This is a genomic window from Pseudomonas sp. 3296, from assembly GCF_031456615.1.
In the GTDB taxonomy this organism is placed as follows: Bacteria; Pseudomonadota; Gammaproteobacteria; order Pseudomonadales; family Pseudomonadaceae; genus Aquipseudomonas; species Aquipseudomonas mucoides.
This window is the reverse complement of record NZ_JAVDUY010000010.1, coordinates 58,991-76,705: the sequence shown is the minus strand read 5'-3', so window position 1 is coordinate 76,705 and position 17,715 is coordinate 58,991. Positions and strand designations below refer to the sequence as shown.

Sequence of the window (17,715 nt, the reverse complement as noted above, 5' to 3'; positions counted from 1 at the left end):
GGCACCCCCTTGAGTCAGGATTTGAGGTAGCCGTTGGCGGCCAGAAAGCTTTCGGTAATGGTGCTGCCGGCAGTCGACTCTGCGGCCTTGTCACCCAGCAACAGACGCTCCAGATAACGCGCCAGCAAGTCGACTTCCAGGTTTACCCGGCGACCTGGCTGGTACGACGCCATGATGGTTTCGCTCAGGGTGTGCGGAATGATCGTCAGCATGAACTCGGCGCCATCGACCGCGTTCACGGTCAGGCTGGTGCCGTCGACAGTAATCGAGCCTTTATGGGCGATGTACTTGGCCAGTTCTTTCGGCGCGCGGATGCGGAATTCCACGGCACGCGCGTTTTCGGTACGGGCAACCACTTCGCCCACGCCATCGACATGACCGCTGACCAGATGCCCGCCGAGGCGAGTGGTCGGGGTCAGGGCTTTTTCCAGGTTCACCGGACTGCCGCTCTTGAGGTCGTTCATGGCGGTACAGTCGAGGGTTTCGCGGCTGACGTCGGCGGCAAAGCCGTTGCCCGGCAGTTCTACCGCGGTCAGGCACACGCCGTTGACCGCGATGCTGTCGCCCAGCTTGACGTCGCTCAGGTCGAGCTTGCCGGTTTCTACGTGGACCCGCACATCACCGCCCTTTGGGGTCAATGCACGAATACTGCCGATGGATTCGATGATGCCGGTAAACATGAGGTTCTCCTCGAGAACAAAGCCAGCGCTGTAGCGATGGCCGGGAATTATACCCTCGCTACTGGCGAAGGAATGGCAGTGACCCGCCAGTCATCGCCAACCGCGCGAATTTCGGTGATTTTAAGTTCGGGAGCATCCTTCATTTGCGCGAGCGGCCAGTCGAGCAGCGGCCGCGCCGAAGAACCGAGGAACTTGCCGGCGATGAAAATCTGGAATTCATCCACCAGGCCTTGCTGCGCGAAAGCACCGGCCAGACGCGGCCCGGCTTCGACCAGCACCTCGTTGACGTCACGGGCGGCGAGCGCGACCAGCAGTTGGCGCAGATCAACCTGACCGTCGACGCCGGGCACGATCAGGCATTCCGGGCCATTGGCGTACTGCTCCTCTACCGCCACGCAAGTGGCGACCAACGCCGGGCCAGCCTTGAAAAACGGCGCATTCAGCGGCACCCGCAGGCGACCGTCGACCAACACGCGCAGCGGCGGACGGCTCATGGCCAAAGCGGTTTGCTCCGCATCCAGGCCTAATTCGTCAGCGCGCACAGTCAACCGGGCGTTGTCCGCCAGCACCGTGTCGGCGCCGGTCAGCACGACGCTGGCTTGGGCGCGCAGGCGTTGCACCGCCGAACGCGCGGCCGGGCCGGTGATCCATTGGCTTTCGCCGCTTTCCATCGCGGTGCGACCGTCCAGGCTCATGGCCAACTTGACGCGCACGAACGGCAAGCCGTGTTCCATGCGTTTGAGGAAGCCCTGATTGAGCTTGCGCGCCTCGCCTTCCAGCACGCCGCTTTCGGTGGCAATTCCGGCCTGGGCCAGGCGTTGCAGACCGCGACCCGCGACTTCCGGGTTCGGGTCCTGCATCGCCGCGACCACCCGGGCGACCCCGGCATTCACCAGTGCATCGGCGCAGGGCGGCGTGCGGCCGTGGTGGCTGCACGGTTCCAGCGTCACGTAGGCCGTGGCGCCACGGGCCTTGTCGCCAGCGGCGCGCAGGGCATGGACTTCAGCATGCGGCTCGCCGGCGCGCACGTGCCAGCCTTCGCCGACAATCTGCCCGTCCCGCACAATCACGCAGCCCACCCGAGGGTTGGGGTGCGTCGTGTAATGACCCTTGCGCGCCAGTTCCAGCGCGCGGGCCATGTAATGAGCGTCGAGGATGGCGTGTTCGGCGGGCATATTCATTCTTTCACCGGCTCACGGGCCAGGCGATCGATCTCTTCGCGGAACTCGTTGAGGTCCTGGAAGCGGCGATACACCGAAGCGAAGCGGATATAGGCGACTTCGTCGAGCTTCTGCAGCTCGGCCATCACCAGTTCACCGACCACGAGGGATTTGACCTCGCGCTCGCCGGTGGCGCGCAGTTTGTGTTTGATGTGTACCAGCGACGATTCGAGGCGCTCGACACTCACCGGGCGCTTCTCCAGCGCTCGCTGCATGCCGGCACGCAGTTTTTCTTCGTCGAAGGGCTGACGGCTGCCGTCGGTTTTGATCAGGCGCGGCAACACCAGTTCGGCGGTCTCGAACGTCGTGAAACGCTCGCCGCAGGCCAGGCATTCACGCCGGCGGCGCACCTGTTCGCCCTCGGCGACCAGACGCGAGTCGATGACCTTGGTGTCGTTGGCACCGCAGAAGGGACAGTGCATGGTGGCAGGCAACAAAAAAAGGGAGGGCCATGGTAGCGCATCCCGGTGGCAAGACAAGCCATAGGGTTTACGGTATACAGACGCCTATAGAGCTTGATCCATGGATTTCACCTTGCTGGAGCCGTAAATGTCCTTAAGACCGCTCGTTTTGCTCAGTCTTTTCAGCCTGCTGGTGGCCTGCAGCAGCGATGCGCCCAAGCCCCAGCCACCGACGCCAGGGCCCGCCCCGCAGGCAGCGCAGAAAAAAGCCCAGGAGTCGGCCAATCTTGGGCCGCTGCCCGCGTACCAGCGTGAATTGAGCGGCACCTTGCAAGGCGTGCCGGCCGGCGCCGAAGTCGAATTGGCGCTGCTGGTGATCGATGAAAAGGATCGCCCACAGCAATTGCTTGCCAGTTCCACCTTGATCGGCACCAATCAAGCGCTGCCGTTTCACCTGCGCTTCAACCCGGATTCATTCCCGGTCGGTGCCCGCGTTGAACTGCGCGGCCGCGCCAGCCAGTCCGGCCAGCTGATTCTGCATCTGCCGTCGCAGTTCATTTCCCAGCCGACCACGCAGGCCTTGGGTCAGCTGCAATTCGTCAAAGCGCCATGATTGCACCGTTCGACCTGCAACAGGCCTTGGGTGAGCTGCTCGGTGATGCGCAGCTCGTGCCTGTCGCATTGCCCGAGACCGACCTGAAACTCTGGCTGATCGACGGCGACAACATGGACCGCGCGTTCAGCCCCGAAGAAACCCGACGGATCCTGCATGAACCGCCCTACTGGAGTTTCTGCTGGGCCAGTGGTCTGGCGGTGGCGCGTTATCTGGCCGAATTCCCGGAGTGGGTCAAAGGCAAGAGAGTCCTGGATTTCGGTGCCGGTTCGGGGGTGGCGGGGATTGCCGCCGTGAAGGCCGGCGCGCTGGAAGTGGTGGCCTGTGACCTCGACCCGCTGGCGATTGCCGCGTGCCGGGCGAATGCCGAACTCAATGACGTACAGCTCACCTACTCGACCGACTTTTTCGCCGAGGCCGACCGGTTTGACCTGATCCTGGTCGCCGACGTGCTCTACGACCGCGCGAACCTGCCATTGCTCGATGAGTTTTTGACCCGTGGCAAGGAGGCACTGGTGGCGGATTCGCGGGTCCGGGATTTTCGTCACCCGTTGTATCAGCGCATTGAAATGCTGGAAGCGATGACCCTGCCGGATCTGGCTGAACCTGAAGAGTTTCGGCATGTGAGCCTCTACCATGCGCGGCGTGCCTAGCCTTATAGTTGCCCCATTCACGCTTTTACGAGATCCCCCATGAGTCAGGAAACGCCGTACATCTTCGACGCCACGACTGCTGATTTCGACCAGTCGGTGATCGAGAACTCTTTCCACAAGCCGGTGCTGGTGGATTTCTGGGCCGAATGGTGTGCGCCCTGCAAAGTGCTGATGCCATTGCTGCAGACCATTGCCGAAAGCTATCAGGGCGAATTGCTGCTGGCCAAGGTCAACTGCGACCTGGAACAAGACATCGTCGCCCGTTTCGGCATTCGCAGCCTGCCCACCGTGGTGCTGTTCAAGGACGGTCAACCGGTCGACGGCTTTGCCGGTGCGCAACCGGAATCCGCCGTGCGGGCGATGCTTGAGCCCCACGTTCAGATGCCGCCACCCGCAGCGACCGACCCGTTCGAACAGGCCCAGGCGTTGTTTGACGAAAGCCGTTTCGCCGACGCCGAAGCGGTGCTCACAGTGCTGTTGGGCGAAGACAACACCAACGCCAAGGCACTGATCCTCTACGCCCGCTGCCTCACCGAGCGCGGTGAATTGGCTGAAGCGCAAACCGTGCTCGACGCGGTCAAGAGCGATGAACACAAAGCGGCGCTGGCCGGTGCCAAGGCGCAGATCCAGTTTCTCGGTCAGGCCAAGGATTTGCCGGATGCGGCAGACCTGAAAGCGCGCCTGGCGAAAGACCCGCAGGACGATGAAGCGGTGTATCAACTGGCGATTCAGCAACTGGCTCGCCAGCAATACGACGCGGCGCTGGATGCGTTGCTCAAACTGTTCATCCGCAATCGCAGCTACAGCGAAGGGTTGCCGCACAAAACCCTGCTGCAGGTGTTCGAACTGCTGGGCAATGACCATCCGCTGGTGACCACGTACCGCCGCAAGCTGTTCGCTGCGCTGTACTAAGCCGGTTCGATCCAGCTGTAGAGCGGCGTATCCCCGCCGCTCGACACTTTCACATCGGCGCTATGGCGCAAGCGCACCAACAGGCGCTTGCCCGACACCGCGCTGCCGGTCAGCCCTTCCAGCTGATCGAGCAAATCCGGCCCGCTCAATTGCCCGGCCTTGCGCAGCAGGTCCTTGGCGATCTGCCACAACGCTTCATCCTGAGTCACCGGTTTGGCCGGGGCGACACTGGCCTCGGGCTTGCTCACCTGCAACTGCGCGCCGAGCTTCGCCCAGTCACCGTCATCCATCTCCAGCGTCAAATCCACCGGCCAGTCGCCGATGCTCCCGCGAATTCGCAACATAGGTCCGCTCCTGCACATTTCTGACCGGCATGCTCCCATGGGACTTGTGCAACGCCAAGCAGGCGGTCAAACTCTTCGCACTTACGTTATAAGATTACATAACAAATTATTCATTTTACTTTTCGGAGACCCGCCATGCGCCGTCTGCTGCTCGCTTTGCCGTTTGCCTTGTTGCCGTTGGCCGTCGCCCACGCCGCCGATGAACATGATCATGAGCACGGCAGCCTCGGCGCCCACGAACATGGCGTCGGCCGCTTGAACGCAGCGCTGGACGGCCAGACCCTGGAGCTGGAACTGGAAAGCCCGGCGATGAACCTGGTGGGTTTCGAACACGCCGCCACCACGGATGCCGACAAAGCCAAGGTCGTCACCGTCCGCGCCCAGCTGGAAAAACCGCTGGCGTTGTTTAATCTGCCGAAAGCCGCTGGCTGTGTGGTCGCCATGCAGGAACTGGAGAGCCCGCTGTTCGGTGACAAGCCGGACGCCGACGATGATCACGCTGAAGATGCCAAGGACGAACATCACCACGATCACAGCGAAATCCACGCACACTATCAATTCACCTGTGCAGCGCCCGGCGCCCTGAAAACCCTGGACCTGGCGACTATTTTCAACACGTTCCCGGCCACCCGGAAAATTCAGGTACAACTGATCGGCCCGAGCGGGCAGCAAGGCGTTGAAGTGACCGCGAAGGCGGCGGCCCTCAAGTTCTGAGCTCACTGAAATCTAATGTGGGAGCGGGCTTGCTCGCTCCCACAGGGTTCACCACCAATCTGACCGGTTTCACATGACCCAAGCACTCATCGAACTGTCCGACCTGGGCTTCAGCTGGCCAGGTCACCCGCCGTTGCTGGACATCCCGGCGTTTCGCCTGGAGCCCGGCGAAACCCTGTTCCTCAAAGGCCCCAGCGGCAGTGGCAAAACCACCCTGCTCGGCCTGCTCGGTGGCGTGCAGAAACCTGATCGCGGCAGCATTCGCCTGCTCGGCCAGGAACTGACCGAACTTGGCGCCGGTGCCCGCGACCGTTTCCGCGTCGACCACACCGGCTACATCTTCCAGCAATTCAATTTGCTGCCGTTCCTGTCGGTGCGCGAGAACGTCGAACTACCCTGCCACTTCTCCAAATTACGCGCCGAACGGGCGAAGCAGCGCCACGGCAGCGTCGATCAGGCCGCGGCCACCCTCCTCGCCCATTTGGGTTTGAAGGACGAAAGCATCCTCAGCCGCCGCGCCGACTCGCTGTCCATCGGTCAACAACAACGCGTGGCCGCTGCACGAGCGCTGATTGGTCAGCCAGAACTGGTCATCGCCGATGAACCAACGTCGGCGCTGGACTACGACGCTCGGGAAAACTTCATTCGCCTGTTGTTCGCCGAATGCCGTGAAGCCGGGTCGAGCCTGTTGTTTGTCAGCCATGACCAGAGCCTGGCGCCGCTGTTCGATCGCAACCTGTCGCTGGCCGAACTCAATCGCGCCGCCACCCCGTCCGAGGTCTGAGATGTATTTGTTTCGTCTAGCCATGGCCAGTCTGGCTAACCGGCGCTTCACCGCGATTCTCACCGCGTTCGCCATCGCCCTGTCGGTGTGCCTGCTGTTGGCGGTTGAGCGCGTGCGCACCGAAGCCAAAGCCAGTTTCGCCAGCACCATCAGCGGCACCGACCTGATCGTCGGCGCGCGTTCGGGGTCGGTGAACCTGTTGCTGTACTCGGTGTTCCGGATTGGCAACGCCACCAACAACATCCGCTGGGACAGCTTCGAACACTTCGCCAACAACCCGAAAGTGAAGTGGGCAATCCCGATGTCCCTCGGCGACTCCCATCGCGGTTACCGCGTGATGGGCACCACCGAGGCCTACTTCGAGCATTACCAGTACGGCCATCAGCAACACCTGGAACTGGCCGACGGCCGCGCCTTCGCCACCGATCCTTTCGAAGTGGTACTCGGTGCCGAAGTCGCCGACGCGCAGCACTACAAACTCGGCGACAAACTGGTGCTGTCCCACGGCGTGGCGGTGATCAGCCTGGTCAAGCACGACGACAAACCGTTCACCGTGGTCGGCATCCTCAAGCGCACCGGCACCCCGGTGGACCGCACGTTGCACATCAGCCTCGGCGGCATGGAGGCGATTCACATCGACTGGCACAACGGCGTGCCGGCCCGAGGCGAAGGCCGGATCAGTGCCGATCAGGCGCGCAACATGGACCTCACGCCGCAAGCGATCACGGCGTTCATGCTCGGTCTCAACAGCAAGATTTCGACCTTCGCGGTGCAACGCGAGATCAACGAATTCCGCGGTGAGCCGATGCTGGCGATCCTCCCCGGCGTGGCACTGCAAGAGTTGTGGAGCCTGATGAGCACGGCGGAAAAAGCCTTGTTCGTGGTCTCGCTGTTCGTGGTACTGACCGGGTTGATCGGCATGCTCACGGCGATTCTCACCAGCCTGAATGAACGTCGGCGGGAGATGGCGATTCTGCGTTCGGTGGGGGCCCGACCGTGGCACATCGCAACGTTGCTGGTGCTGGAGGCATTTGCGTTGGCGTTGGCCGGAGTGATTGCCGGCGTGGCGTTGCTGTATGTGTGTATCGCCGCCGCCCAGGGCTACGTGCAAGCCAATTACGGCTTGTACCTGCCGCTGGCGTGGCCGAGCGAGTATGAATGGAAGCTGCTCGGTGGCATCCTGATCGCCGCTTTGCTGATGGGCAGCGTGCCGGCCTGGCGCGCGTATCGCCAATCGTTGGCCGATGGCCTGTCGATCCGACTATGAGGACGTTGAACATGCCCCGCGCCGTACTAGCGCTGCTAATGCTGGTCGCCTTGCCCCTGTGGGCGGCCGAGCCGAAAGACCTGACCTGGTCAGAAATGATCCCGCCGGACGCCGCGCCGGAAGTGCCGAATATGACGCCGCTGCACGACTTGTCGCAGATGAGCAGCACCCTGGCGGCCGAGTCGGCACCCGCCGCCAAGCAGGACATGCCGAATGCGCCGGTGGTGAAGAGCCTGGATGGCCAGAACATTCGCCTGCCGGGCTACATCGTGCCGCTGGAAGTCAGTGAAGACGGGCGGACCACGGATTTTCTGTTAGTGCCGTATTTCGGCGCCTGCATCCACGTGCCGCCACCGCCGTCGAACCAGATCGTGCATGTGAAAAGCGAAGTCGGCGTGAAGCTGGATGAGCTGTATCAGCCGTACTGGATCGAGGGGGCGATGCAGGTCAAGGCGTCCACCAGCGAGCTGGCGGATGCCGGGTATCAGATGGAGGCGGACAAAATTTATGTGTATGAACTGCCGGAGTGAATCCGGTGGTCATGTGTGATCTGACAGATAGTTATCGCGATCAGGCTCACTCCTACAGGGATCACCTAAATCCTGTAGGAGTGAGCCTGCTCGCGAAGGAGCCCTCAGAGCCAACACAAAAACCAACCCATCACCGTTTCATTGAGCTGAATCAAAAGACCGTATCAGAGCGCTTTGTACCATTGGACATCGAAAATTTTTAACGTCCTTTGGAGCCCTCCATGCACAAGTCCTTGCTCAGCGCTTCGCTGTTTGCCTTAGCGCTCACAGCCCCGCTCGCCCATGCCTTCGAGGCTGGCGACATCCTCATTCGTGCCGGTGCCATCACTGTCAACCCGAAAGCCGACAGCTCCAGCGTCAAGGTCGACCAAGGCCCGCTGGCCGGTACCAACCTGGGTGGCAAAGCCACCATGGACAGCGACACGCAGCTGGGCCTGAACTTCGCGTACATGATTGACGCCCACTGGGGTATCGAGCTGCTGGCGGCTACCCCGTTCGAGCATGAGGTGAAACTCAAAGGCACTTCTTTGGGTTCCGCGGCCAACGGTAAACTCGGCACCCTGAAACACCTGCCGCCGACCTTGAGCGTTGTGTACTACCCGCTCGACTCGAAGTCCGATTTCCAGCCGTACCTCGGCGCCGGTATCAACTACACCGTGATCTATGACGAACACGTCGGCAGCGAAGCCCAGGCCAAGGGCTTCAGCAATTTCGAGGCTGAAAACTCATGGGGCCTGGCGTTTCAGGTCGGTGCTGACTACATGATCACCGACAACATCCTGCTCAACGCCCAAATGCGCTACATCGACATCGACACCCGCGCGACCGTCGAAAACGACTCGCTGGCGCCTGGCACACGTGCCAAGGTCAATGTTGACGTAGACCCATTCGTTTACATGGTTGGCCTGGGTTACAAGTTCTAAGCCCCCATAAAAAAAGGCGCCTCAACCGGCGCCTTTTTTGTGGCTGTAAAAAACTCAGCGTCCCAGCAGCCGTGCCAAACCAACACTCATCGGTGTCTGCCCGCAAAAGCTGAAGCGCTGCAGCAAACGCTGGTTGTTCGCCCGGGAATGGCGGATGTCGCCAGAACGCGCCGGGGCATAGCTGATCGGCGGCAACTCGCCCACCACCGCTTCCAGCGCCTGGAGCATTTGCTTGAGGCTGGTCGCCTGGTTCCAGCCGACATTCACCGCGCCGACTTCAACCTGTGGTTTTTCGACGGCTTGCACCAGCAGGTCCACCAGATCCTCGACGTAGACGAAGTCGCGCGTTTGTTCGCCATCGCCGAACACGGTGATCGGCAGGCCTTTGTGTGCCCGCTCACTGAAAATGCTGATCACCCCGGAATATGGCGAGGACGGGTCCTGCCGGGGGCCGAAGATGTTGAAGAAGCGGAAGATCACCGGTTCCAGTGCATGCTGGCGCCGGTAGAAATCGAAGTAGTACTCGCTCGCCAGTTTGTCCGACGCGTACGGCGTCAACGGCGCTTTGGCGGTGTCTTCATCGATCGACTCACCTTCGCCATTGTTGCCGTACACCGCCGCGCTGGATGCAAACAGCACGCGCTTGACGCCAGCCTGGCGCATGGCTTCGCAGACATTCAGCGAACTGATGAAGTTGCTCTGATGCGTCTTCACCGGATCATCCACCGAAGCCTGTACCGACGCCACTGCGGCCAGGTGCGCCACCGCGCTGCATCCGAGCATCGCCTGAGCCACCAGCGCAGCATCGGCGACGTCGCCGACGATCAATTCAAGGTGGGGGTTATCCAGTGGCAGGTTGCTGCGTTTGCCAGTGGACAGGTCATCGAGAATCCGCACCGAATGGCCCTTGGCGAGCAAGGCATCGGTCAGGTGCGAGCCGATGAAACCGGCGCCGCCGGTGATTAAAACGGGTCCGTCAGCCATGGCGATAAAACCTGTCCAGTAAGCCCGGGAGCGCGGCGCGCCAGGCGCGAGGCTTGATCCCGAACGTGTGCAAAATTTTCTTGCAGGCCAGCACTGCGTGCTGCGGCTCTTCGGCGGCATCCGGACGCGCGGCGTGCGCCTGGGCGGTCGGTGCTTCGATGGCCAGCGGATGCAGACTGCGTGCTTCGGTCAGGATGGCCTGCCCCAGTGCCAGCGGCGTGGTCGCCTCATGCCCGGCGTAATGATAGGTGCCCCACAGCGGCGCTGCACAATCGAGTTGCTTGAGCACCGAAATGATCACCCGGGCCGCGTCGTCGACCGGGGTCGGGTTACCCCGGCGGTCATCGGCCAGCAGCAGTTCGTCGGGGGTTTCGGCCCGCGCAAGGAAACGCCCGAGCGTGCCGTCAGGGCTGTCATCGAGCAGCCAGCCGAAACGCAGCAAGACGTGCTGCGGGCAGGTTGCGCGAACGCTTTGTTCGATGCGCCACAGCGCCTGACCGCGTAGCCCCAGCGGCACCGGTTCGTCTTTTTCGCTGTAGGCGGTGGCGCGGGAGCCATCGAACACTCGATAGCTCGAAGGTTGCAGCAGCACGATGTTGTGATGCTGGCACAGTTCGGCCAGACGCTCGACCGCGCGCTCCTGCCCGGCCAGACGCCCTTCGCTGACCGTCTCCGCCTGAAACCAGTCGAAGTAGTAGGCGAGGTTGATCAGCGCGTCCGGGCGGGTGTCGTCGAGCAGTTGCGTCAGGCTCGCGGCATCCCAGCCGTCTTGTGGGGGGCGGGGGGCGAGGAAACCGATGTCTTCCTCCGCACCGAGGCGAATCAGCGCCTGCCCAAGGGCATTTCCGCCGCCCAGTAACATAAGGCGCATTCGCATAGAGTCAGCAGGCCCAGTCTGATTGGAACGATGGCTTTATCGACACGGCCCGCGGGCAATGCCGTTGATAGTTGCCGGAATCGTTGCATTTTGCGGGTTTAGTGCGCAACCGTCATCCGTAAAGTGTAGTGATCCTGAATCTGCGCTGTCCATGCTCGCGATGAGGCCAGAGGGCTCAACGCAAATCCCGAGCGGTACTTGCAACTTGCCCAGCCCACCCGCATAAATCACTTCATGAATCTGCCAATCCCCACGGACAGCGCCCTGGCAGGCTTCCACCCCGCCGTCAGCGCCTGGTTCAGCAGCACCTTCCCGACGGTCACCGCCGCCCAGGCCCGGGCGTGGCCGTTAATTCGTCAGCGCCGCTCGACCCTGATCGCCGCGCCCACCGGCTCCGGTAAAACCCTTACCGCCTTCCTCGCCGTCATCGACGACCTGGTTCACCGCGGCCTGGAAACCGACGTCGGGCTGCCAGACAAAACCCTGGTGGTCTATGTCTCGCCGCTCAAGGCCTTGTCCAACGACATCCAGATCAACCTGCAAAACCCGCTGGCTGGAATCACCGCGCAATTACGGGCGATGGGCTTGCCCGAACTGCAGATCAACACCGCTGTGCGCACCGGCGACACCCCGCAGAAAGACCGCTCGGCCATGCGCAAGACCGCGCCGCACATTCTGGTGACCACCCCGGAATCCCTTTACGTGCTGCTCGGCTCCGATTCCGGCCGGCAGATGCTCGGCACCACGCGCACCGTGATCGTCGATGAAATTCACGCCATCGCCGCCAGCAAACGCGGCAGCCATTTGGCCCTGAGCCTTGAACGGTTACAGGCGCTGTGTGCAGAACCGCTGGTGCGCATCGGCCTGTCCGCCACGCAAAAACCCATCGAAGCAGTGTCGCGTTTTCTGGTGGGCCGCGACCGTCCATGCGCCATCGTCGACATCGGCCACGCCCGCCCACGGGATCTGGACATCGAAGTACCGCCCGTGCCGTTGTCGGCGGTCATGGCCAATGACGTGTGGGAACTGGTCTACGACCGCCTCGCCGCCCTCGCCCGCGAACACCGGACCACGCTGATTTTCGTCAATACCCGGCGCCTCGCCGAGCGTCTGAGCCGGCACCTGAGCGAACGCCTCGGCAAAGACGCGGTGGCCGCGCACCACGGCAGCCTGGCCAAAGAGTTTCGTCTGGACGCCGAGCAGCGGCTCAAGCGCGGCGACCTGCAAGTGCTGATCGCCACCGCTTCGCTGGAGTTGGGTATCGACATCGGCGACGTCGACCTGGTGTGCCAAATCGCCTCGCCGCGCTCGATTTCCGGGTTTCTGCAAAGAGTGGGTCGCTCCGGACACCAGATCGGCGGTACGCCCAAGGGCCGCTTGTTCGCCACCACCCGGGACGACCTGATCGAATGCGCCGCGCTGCTCGATTGCGTGCGGCGCGGCGAACTCGACACGCTGCAGATTCCTACCGCGCCACTGGACGTACTCGCACAGCAAATCATCGCCGAAGTCAGTTGCCAGGAATGGTCGGAGCAGGCACTGCTGGAGACGTTCCGCAACGCTTCGCCATATGCCGGGCTCGACGAAAAACATTATCAGGCGCTACTGCACATGCTCGCCGAGGGCTACAACGGTCGTCAGGGCATCCGCAGCGCTTACCTGCACCGCGACGCCGTGACCCGCACCCTGCGCGGTCGCCGGGGCGCCAAGCTGACCGCCGTGACCAGTGGCGGAACCATTCCGGACAACGCCGACTACAGCGTGTTGCTGGAGCCTCAAGGCCTGAACATCGGCAGCGTCAACGAAGACTTCGCGGTGGAAAGCATCGCCGGGGACGTGTTCCAGCTGGGCAATACCTCCTACAGGATCCTGCGGGTCGACACTGGTAAGGTCCGGGTCGAAGACGCTCAGGGCCAGCCGCCGACCATTCCGTTCTGGCTCGGTGAAGCGCCGGGGCGCAGCGCGGAACTGTCATTTGCCGTCGCCCGTTTGCAAGCGCACCTCGACGAACTGCTCGGCGCTACACCGGGCAACCTGCAACCGGCCCTCGACTGGCTGACCGACACCCTCGGCCTGAACCTCGCCAGCGCCGAGCAACTGGTGGATTACCTCGCTCGTGCACGCCTGACGCTCGGCGCCCTGCCGTCACAAGACACACTGCTGATGGAGCGGTTTTTCGACGAGTCCGGCGGTACGCAATTGATCATTCACACCCCGTTCGGCAGCCGCATCAACCGCGCCTGGGGCCTGGCCCTGCGCAAGCGTTTCTGCCGCACCTTCAACTTCGAATTGCAGGCCGCCGCCAGCGAAGACGCGATCGTGCTTTCGCTGTCCACCAGCCACAGTTTTGAACTCGACGACGTCTGGCGCTACCTGCACAGCAACAGCGCCGAGCACATCCTGATTCAAGCGGTGCTCGACGCGCCGTTGTTCGGCGTGCGTTGGCGCTGGAATACCGGGGTCGCCCTGGCCCTGCCGCGCTACAGCGGCGGACGCAAAGTGCCGCCGCAGATTCAGCGGATGAAAAGCGAAGACCTGATCGCCAGCGTCTTCCCCGATCAGATTGCCTGCGTGGAAAACCTCGCCGGCGAGCGCGAAATTCCCGACCATCCGCTGGTGGAACAGACCCTCGACGATTGCCTGCACGAGGCGATGGACAGCGAAGGCTGGCTGACTCTGTTGCGGCGCATGGAACGTGGCGACGTGCGGCTGATCAGTCGCGACTTGCCAGCGCCGTCCCCACTGGCGGCGGAAATCCTCAGCGCCCGGCCCTACACCTTTCTCGACGATGCGCCGTTGGAAGAGCGCCGCACGCAAGCTGTGCTCAACCGGCGCTGGACCGACCCAGAGTCGACCGATGACCTCGGCGCGCTGGATGCCGAAGCGATTCAAGCGGTACGCGATGAGGCCTGGCCGACGCCCACCGGCGTCGATGAAATGCACGAGGCGTTGATGAGCCTTGCGTGCATCACCGACACAGAAGCGCAGGCCAATGCGCACTGGCTCGATTGGCTGAACGCCCTGGCCGACAGCGGGCGCGCCAGCCGCTTGCAGATCAACGCCAGGCAATCGTTGTGGCTGGCTCTGGAGCGACTGACTTGCTGGCAGGCGATTTATCCACAGGCGATTTTGTTGCCTGAACTGCGAGCGTTGCCCGGTTTCAATGAAGCCTGGGCGCCCGAAGAAGCCATCGTTGAAGTGATCCGCGCACGGCTCAGCGCATTCGGGCCATTGCCGCTCAGCGCGATTGCCGACCCGCTTGGATTGGCGGCCAATCACGTCACCCAAGCCTTGGCGCAACTGGAACGCGAAGGCTATGTGTTGCGCGGCCGGTTCACGCCCGGCGCGGGTGATGAGCAATGGTGCGAGCGGCATCTGCTGGCGCGTATTCACCGCTACACCGTCAAGCGATTGCGCCGGGAAATCGAGCCAGTGGCGCTGCAGGATTTCATGCGTTTCCTGTTCGACTGGCAGCACTTGTCGTCGGCGACTCAGGGCCAGGGCAGCGCGGTTTTGCCGGCGATCGTCAGTCAGTTCGAAGGCTACCCCGCCGCCGCATCGGCCTGGGATAGCGACATCCTGCCAGCGCGGATCAAAGACTATTCGCCAGGTTGGCTGGACGATCTTTGCCGCAGCGGAAAACTGGTCTGGACACGCCTGAGCGCACACAACAAAGCCGCCAGCACCGCGCTGCGCAGCACGCCGATTCTGCTGCTGCCGCGCAGTCAGGTCCGGTTGTGGAGCAGCTTGACCGAGCAGACACCGGTCAGCGAACTGTCACCCAAAACGCAAAAAGTTCACGAAGCGCTCAGCCAACACGGCGCGCTGTTTTTCGATGAGCTGATTCACGAAGCTCATCTGCTTCGCGCGGAACTGGAAATCGCCTTGCAGGAACTGGTCGGCGCCGGACTGGTGAATGCCGACAGCTTCGCCGGGTTGCGGGCGCTGATCACCCCGGCCAGCAAACGCCAGAATCGCAGCAGCCGACGCGGGCGCGGGGCGTTTATCGGCGGGATGGACGATGCCGGACGATGGGCCTTGTTGCGCCGAGGGCCGGTCGCGGCAGTTGTGGCTAACCAGCGTCCAGCGCCCACACCTGTCGAAACGCTGGAACACATCGCCATGACGTTGCTGCGACGCTACGGCGTGGTGTTCTGGCGTTTACTGGAACGAGAGGCGGATTGGCTGCCGAGCTGGCGCGAATTGCTGCGCACCTTTCATCGGCTGGAGGCGCGGGGCGAGATACGCGGCGGTCGGTTTGTCAGTGGTTTGGCCGGCGAGCAATTTGCGTTGCCCGAGGCCATTCCACTGTTGCGCGAAGTACGTCGACGACCGCATGACGGGAGTTTGATTGCGGTGTGCGGGGTCGATCCGCTGAACCTGGCAGGGACGCTGTTACCGGGACCGAAGGTGCCGGCGTTGGCGAGTAATCGGTTGGTGTACCGCGATGGGTTGCCGGCGGCGGCGGAGATTGCCGGCAAGCTGCATTTTTGGCTGGAGCTGGATCAGGTATCGAGAGCTGAGTTGCATAGCAAGCTGATCCGGCATTGAGGGTTCCTGCACCGGCCTCAATACAAATCACTGGGTTCGCGGCTGATCCGGCAGCAACACCGCCGAATGCTCCTGCGCCAATTCGTCATCCCCATCCATCTGCCGCTGCGGCATAAATACCTGCTGTGGATAAGTCTGCGCGAAGTGCACCCAAGGACTGTTATCCACAAGCTTTTTCAATCGCTGGTTAAACGCCCGGCTCACCGCATATTGCCCCCCCGACACGGTACGGAACTGCGCCGTCAGCACCACGCCATTGAGGTCCATTTTGTCGACCCCGAAGACGTCGAGCGGCCCTTGCAGGTTGTACTTGAGAAACGGGTCGTCGCTGATCGAATGCCCGGCCTCACGGATCAACTCGATCGCCTTGTCGACGTCGGTGTCGTAGGTGAACTGCACCGAGAAGAACGCGTAAGCAAATTGCCGGGATTGATTGGTCACTGCCTTGATCTGGCCGAACGGCACCGAGTGCACAAAACCCTTGCCGTCACGCAGGCGCAAGGTGCGGATGGTCAGGCCTTCGACCGTGCCGGCATGCCCGGAATCGAGCACCACCCAATCACCGATCGACAAGGTGTCTTCGATGATGATGAACAGCCCGGTGATGACGTCCTGCACCAGTTGCTGGGAGCCGAAACCGATGGCCAGCCCCACCACCCCGGCACCCGCCAGGAATGGCGCGACGTTGATCCCGAGATTGGCCATTGTGGTGATCGCACAGATCACCACCAGCAGGATTTTGATCGCATTGCGCAGCAGCGGCAGGATGGTTTTCACCCGCGTACTCGGCTGGCGTGCGGAACGTTTGTTGACCGGTGGTTTCAAGGCCTCCTGAATCGCCGTGTCGAGCACCACCCAGACCATCCAGGTCACCAGAAAAATCAGACCGATGCGGCTCAGCGAATCACTGATCGCGCGTCCCACCGTATTGCTCATCGCGAACTCCAGGAGTGACACCCCCCAGATTCGCCCCAGAATATCGATGAACACAATCGCCATGCCGATCCGCAGCAAGGCGTGTGAAAGGCTCAGGAAACGCTCTTTGTAGGCATTGCTGCGGCGCACCGCTTGCTCGCTGCGGGACTTGAACAGGTGATGCAGCGTCGTGCTGAGGAACACCGTGGCGATCAACAATATGGTCGTGAACAGTGCGCTGCGCAGCACCTGCTGATTGTCATCGCTGATGCTGATCAGGTTCATGACCGAGACCATCACCATCAACAGAATCGGCCAATACCACAGGCCGGAAAAGATCCACAGCGTCTCGCGCAATGCCGGCTGTTTGAGGCGCTGGGCCAACGGCAGAATGCGGATCAGGTGCGCGACCGGTCGGCGCATCTTGACCACCAGCAGACCAAAGGAAATCGAGGCCCCTAGCCCCGTCAGCACCGCGATGCTGCTGGTGAGGTTGTTGCCCAACTGATGGGCAATCTGCGGGCTGGTCAAGGCATCGCTGATCGCCACCAGAAAGCCGATTCCGAATAGCGGCCGAGGGCTGTACTGACGAAGGATCTGCACCGCCCGACGCTTGTGTCCGGTGTTGAACAGGACCACCAATGTGAGCACCAGCGAGGCCGCGAAAATACCGCTGCTGGTGGCATAGGCGAAACACAACGCCAGCGCCCGGCCGGCTGAAACGGGCAGGAAGTGACTGACAAAAATCGTCAACGGCAGGCTGATCAGCGCCGGAAGGCTGAACGGCAACACATAACCGAGCACGGCCTGGCCGCGTTCACGGGTGAGCAGCAGGCGGTGCTCGCTCAGTCGCGTGGCGAGCATTCCACCGAGCAGCCAGAGCATCGCAAAGACGCTCATCCATACACCGGACAAAATCAGGAAATCCCCCGCCACGCTCCAACTGGAACGCGCCGAGGGACGATTGACCAACTGATCCACTTCATCGGCCGCACGGTCGGCGCGCAGACGCCAGGCGTCGACCAGGCCCTCGTTGAGATCGAGTTTGCTCTCGACCTCATCGATGCTCGAACTGATTGCCCCCAGCAAACCGCCCTGGACCAGCGGCTCCGGGTGAGCCGGTGGCGTCGCAGCGGTGCTGTTCGTCTGCAGGCCCGGTAACGTTGCCGCGTGCACTCCGAGGCTGCCCGTCATGAAAATTAGCGCCAGCAGTATCGCCATCTTGAACTGATGCAAAACGCGGTGCTCCTTTTGAATCGTCGAAATGAAACGAAAGATCGCAGCCTTCGGCCGCGCCTACAAGCGTAGATCGGCAACACGCCTGAAAGGTCTCGAATCTTCGATCTT

Annotated in this window: 16 protein-coding genes; 9 read left to right on the top strand and 7 right to left on the bottom strand. The window is 62.2% G+C overall.

Annotated elements, in window-relative coordinates:
- Nucleotides 1–14: 14 nt before the first annotated feature.
- From J2X66_RS26060 to nrdR, 3 genes are read right to left on the bottom strand one after another with little or no spacing between them, the layout of a single operon-like run.
- Nucleotides 15–680: a riboflavin synthase gene (locus tag J2X66_RS26060; RefSeq protein WP_027924341.1), complete on the bottom strand. Its 666-nt coding sequence runs from the start codon at nucleotides 678–680 to the stop codon at nucleotides 15–17.
- 47 nt (nucleotides 681–727) lie between these two features.
- On the bottom strand, nucleotides 728–1,861 hold the full coding sequence (gene ribD, locus J2X66_RS26055; protein WP_310270392.1) for a bifunctional diaminohydroxyphosphoribosylaminopyrimidine deaminase/5-amino-6-(5-phosphoribosylamino)uracil reductase RibD: 1,134 nt from the start codon (nucleotides 1,859–1,861) through the stop codon (nucleotides 728–730).
- Nucleotides 1,858–2,322 carry a transcriptional regulator NrdR gene (gene nrdR / locus J2X66_RS26050; RefSeq protein WP_003228656.1) on the bottom strand — a complete coding sequence of 155 codons (465 nt, stop codon included), beginning with the start codon at nucleotides 2,320–2,322 and terminating at the stop codon, nucleotides 1,858–1,860. The genes ribD and nrdR overlap by 4 nt, the downstream gene beginning before the upstream one ends.
- 127 nt (nucleotides 2,323–2,449) lie before the next feature.
- Between nrdR and J2X66_RS26045 the strand changes: the two genes are divergently transcribed.
- From J2X66_RS26045 to trxA, 3 genes are read left to right on the top strand one after another with little or no spacing between them, the layout of a single operon-like run.
- The gene (locus J2X66_RS26045) at nucleotides 2,450–2,914 is read left to right on the top strand and encodes a YbaY family lipoprotein (RefSeq protein ID WP_027924343.1); all 465 of its coding nucleotides are present in this window, start codon (nucleotides 2,450–2,452) and stop codon (nucleotides 2,912–2,914) included.
- A complete protein-coding gene (locus tag J2X66_RS26040) occupies nucleotides 2,911–3,567 on the top strand; it encodes a 50S ribosomal protein L11 methyltransferase (RefSeq protein ID WP_310270388.1) in 657 nt (218 codons plus the stop codon). The genes J2X66_RS26045 and J2X66_RS26040 overlap by 4 nt, the downstream gene beginning before the upstream one ends.
- A 39-nt stretch (nucleotides 3,568–3,606) precedes the next feature.
- Complete coding sequence (gene trxA / locus J2X66_RS26035; RefSeq protein WP_310270386.1) at nucleotides 3,607–4,479, top strand: thioredoxin; 873 nt, start codon at nucleotides 3,607–3,609, stop codon at nucleotides 4,477–4,479.
- On the opposite strand, the gene J2X66_RS26030 is transcribed toward trxA, so the two are convergent.
- Nucleotides 4,476–4,823 (bottom strand): hypothetical protein, encoded by a 348-nt coding sequence (locus J2X66_RS26030; RefSeq protein WP_310270383.1) that lies wholly within the window; start codon nucleotides 4,821–4,823, stop codon nucleotides 4,476–4,478. The two genes, trxA and J2X66_RS26030, sit on opposite strands and share 4 nt — an antisense overlap.
- Nucleotides 4,824–4,958: 135 nt before the next feature.
- On the opposite strand from J2X66_RS26030, the gene J2X66_RS26025 reads away from it, so the two are divergent.
- The 5 genes from J2X66_RS26025 to J2X66_RS26005 all read left to right on the top strand — a co-directional run bounded on the left by J2X66_RS26025 (nucleotide 4,959) and on the right by J2X66_RS26005 (nucleotide 9,041).
- Nucleotides 4,959–5,537, top strand: a complete 579-nt coding sequence (locus J2X66_RS26025; protein ID WP_310270381.1) for a DUF2796 domain-containing protein — start codon at nucleotides 4,959–4,961, stop codon at nucleotides 5,535–5,537.
- A gap of 73 nt (nucleotides 5,538–5,610) precedes the next feature.
- Nucleotides 5,611–6,321, top strand: coding sequence for an ABC transporter ATP-binding protein (locus J2X66_RS26020; protein WP_027924348.1), 711 nt, complete (start codon nucleotides 5,611–5,613; stop codon nucleotides 6,319–6,321).
- Between the two features lies 1 nt (nucleotide 6,322).
- The gene (locus J2X66_RS26015; RefSeq protein ID WP_310270378.1) at nucleotides 6,323–7,588 is read left to right on the top strand and encodes an ABC transporter permease; all 1,266 of its coding nucleotides are present in this window, start codon (nucleotides 6,323–6,325) and stop codon (nucleotides 7,586–7,588) included.
- Nucleotides 7,589–7,599: 11 nt separating this feature from the next.
- A complete protein-coding gene (locus J2X66_RS26010) occupies nucleotides 7,600–8,118 on the top strand; it encodes a DUF3299 domain-containing protein (RefSeq protein ID WP_027924350.1) in 519 nt (172 codons plus the stop codon).
- A gap of 221 nt (nucleotides 8,119–8,339) precedes the next feature.
- Nucleotides 8,340–9,041, top strand: a complete 702-nt coding sequence (locus J2X66_RS26005; RefSeq protein WP_027924351.1) for an OmpW family protein — start codon at nucleotides 8,340–8,342, stop codon at nucleotides 9,039–9,041.
- 54 nt (nucleotides 9,042–9,095) lie between these two features.
- On the opposite strand, the gene J2X66_RS26000 is transcribed toward J2X66_RS26005, so the two are convergent.
- On the bottom strand, nucleotides 9,096–10,025 hold the full coding sequence (locus J2X66_RS26000) for an NAD-dependent epimerase/dehydratase family protein (RefSeq protein ID WP_310270376.1): 930 nt from the start codon (nucleotides 10,023–10,025) through the stop codon (nucleotides 9,096–9,098).
- On the bottom strand, nucleotides 10,018–10,902 hold the full coding sequence (locus J2X66_RS25995; protein ID WP_310270375.1) for a sugar nucleotide-binding protein: 885 nt from the start codon (nucleotides 10,900–10,902) through the stop codon (nucleotides 10,018–10,020). Before J2X66_RS25995 ends, J2X66_RS26000 begins: the two co-directional genes overlap by 8 nt.
- A 234-nt stretch (nucleotides 10,903–11,136) precedes the next feature.
- On the opposite strand from J2X66_RS25995, the gene J2X66_RS25990 reads away from it, so the two are divergent.
- On the top strand, nucleotides 11,137–15,453 hold the full coding sequence (locus tag J2X66_RS25990) for a DEAD/DEAH box helicase (protein ID WP_310270374.1): 4,317 nt from the start codon (nucleotides 11,137–11,139) through the stop codon (nucleotides 15,451–15,453).
- 27 nt (nucleotides 15,454–15,480) lie between these two features.
- On the opposite strand, the gene J2X66_RS25985 is transcribed toward J2X66_RS25990, so the two are convergent.
- Entirely contained in the window at nucleotides 15,481–17,589 is a 2,109-nt protein-coding gene (locus J2X66_RS25985) for a mechanosensitive ion channel family protein (RefSeq protein WP_405046809.1), read from the bottom strand.
- Between the last annotated feature and the right edge of the window lie 126 nt (nucleotides 17,590–17,715).

Excerpts from the sequence above, each read along its gene's own strand:
- J2X66_RS26040 (WP_310270388.1), top strand. The coding sequence starts at position 2,911 with ATGATTGCACCGTTCGACCTGCAACAGGCCTTGGGTGAGCTGCTCGGT.
- J2X66_RS26005 (WP_027924351.1), top strand. The coding sequence starts at position 8,340 with ATGCACAAGTCCTTGCTCAGCGCTTCGCTGTTTGCCTTAGCGCTCACA.
- nrdR (WP_003228656.1), bottom strand. The coding sequence starts at position 2,322 with ATGCACTGTCCCTTCTGCGGTGCCAACGACACCAAGGTCATCGACTCG.
- ribD (WP_310270392.1), bottom strand. The coding sequence starts at position 1,861 with ATGAATATGCCCGCCGAACACGCCATCCTCGACGCTCATTACATGGCC.
- J2X66_RS26020 (WP_027924348.1), top strand. The coding sequence starts at position 5,611 with ATGACCCAAGCACTCATCGAACTGTCCGACCTGGGCTTCAGCTGGCCA.
- J2X66_RS25990 (WP_310270374.1), top strand. The coding sequence starts at position 11,137 with ATGAATCTGCCAATCCCCACGGACAGCGCCCTGGCAGGCTTCCACCCC.
- J2X66_RS26010 (WP_027924350.1), top strand. The coding sequence starts at position 7,600 with ATGCCCCGCGCCGTACTAGCGCTGCTAATGCTGGTCGCCTTGCCCCTG.
- trxA (WP_310270386.1), top strand. The coding sequence starts at position 3,607 with ATGAGTCAGGAAACGCCGTACATCTTCGACGCCACGACTGCTGATTTC.
- J2X66_RS26025 (WP_310270381.1), top strand. The coding sequence starts at position 4,959 with ATGCGCCGTCTGCTGCTCGCTTTGCCGTTTGCCTTGTTGCCGTTGGCC.
- J2X66_RS25995 (WP_310270375.1), bottom strand. The coding sequence starts at position 10,902 with ATGCGAATGCGCCTTATGTTACTGGGCGGCGGAAATGCCCTTGGGCAG.
- J2X66_RS26030 (WP_310270383.1), bottom strand. The coding sequence starts at position 4,823 with ATGTTGCGAATTCGCGGGAGCATCGGCGACTGGCCGGTGGATTTGACG.
- J2X66_RS26000 (WP_310270376.1), bottom strand. The coding sequence starts at position 10,025 with ATGGCTGACGGACCCGTTTTAATCACCGGCGGCGCCGGTTTCATCGGC.
- J2X66_RS26015 (WP_310270378.1), top strand. The coding sequence starts at position 6,323 with ATGTATTTGTTTCGTCTAGCCATGGCCAGTCTGGCTAACCGGCGCTTC.
- J2X66_RS26060 (WP_027924341.1), bottom strand. The coding sequence starts at position 680 with ATGTTTACCGGCATCATCGAATCCATCGGCAGTATTCGTGCATTGACC.
- J2X66_RS25985 (WP_405046809.1), bottom strand. The coding sequence starts at position 17,589 with ATGGCGATACTGCTGGCGCTAATTTTCATGACGGGCAGCCTCGGAGTG.
- J2X66_RS26045 (WP_027924343.1), top strand. The coding sequence starts at position 2,450 with ATGTCCTTAAGACCGCTCGTTTTGCTCAGTCTTTTCAGCCTGCTGGTG.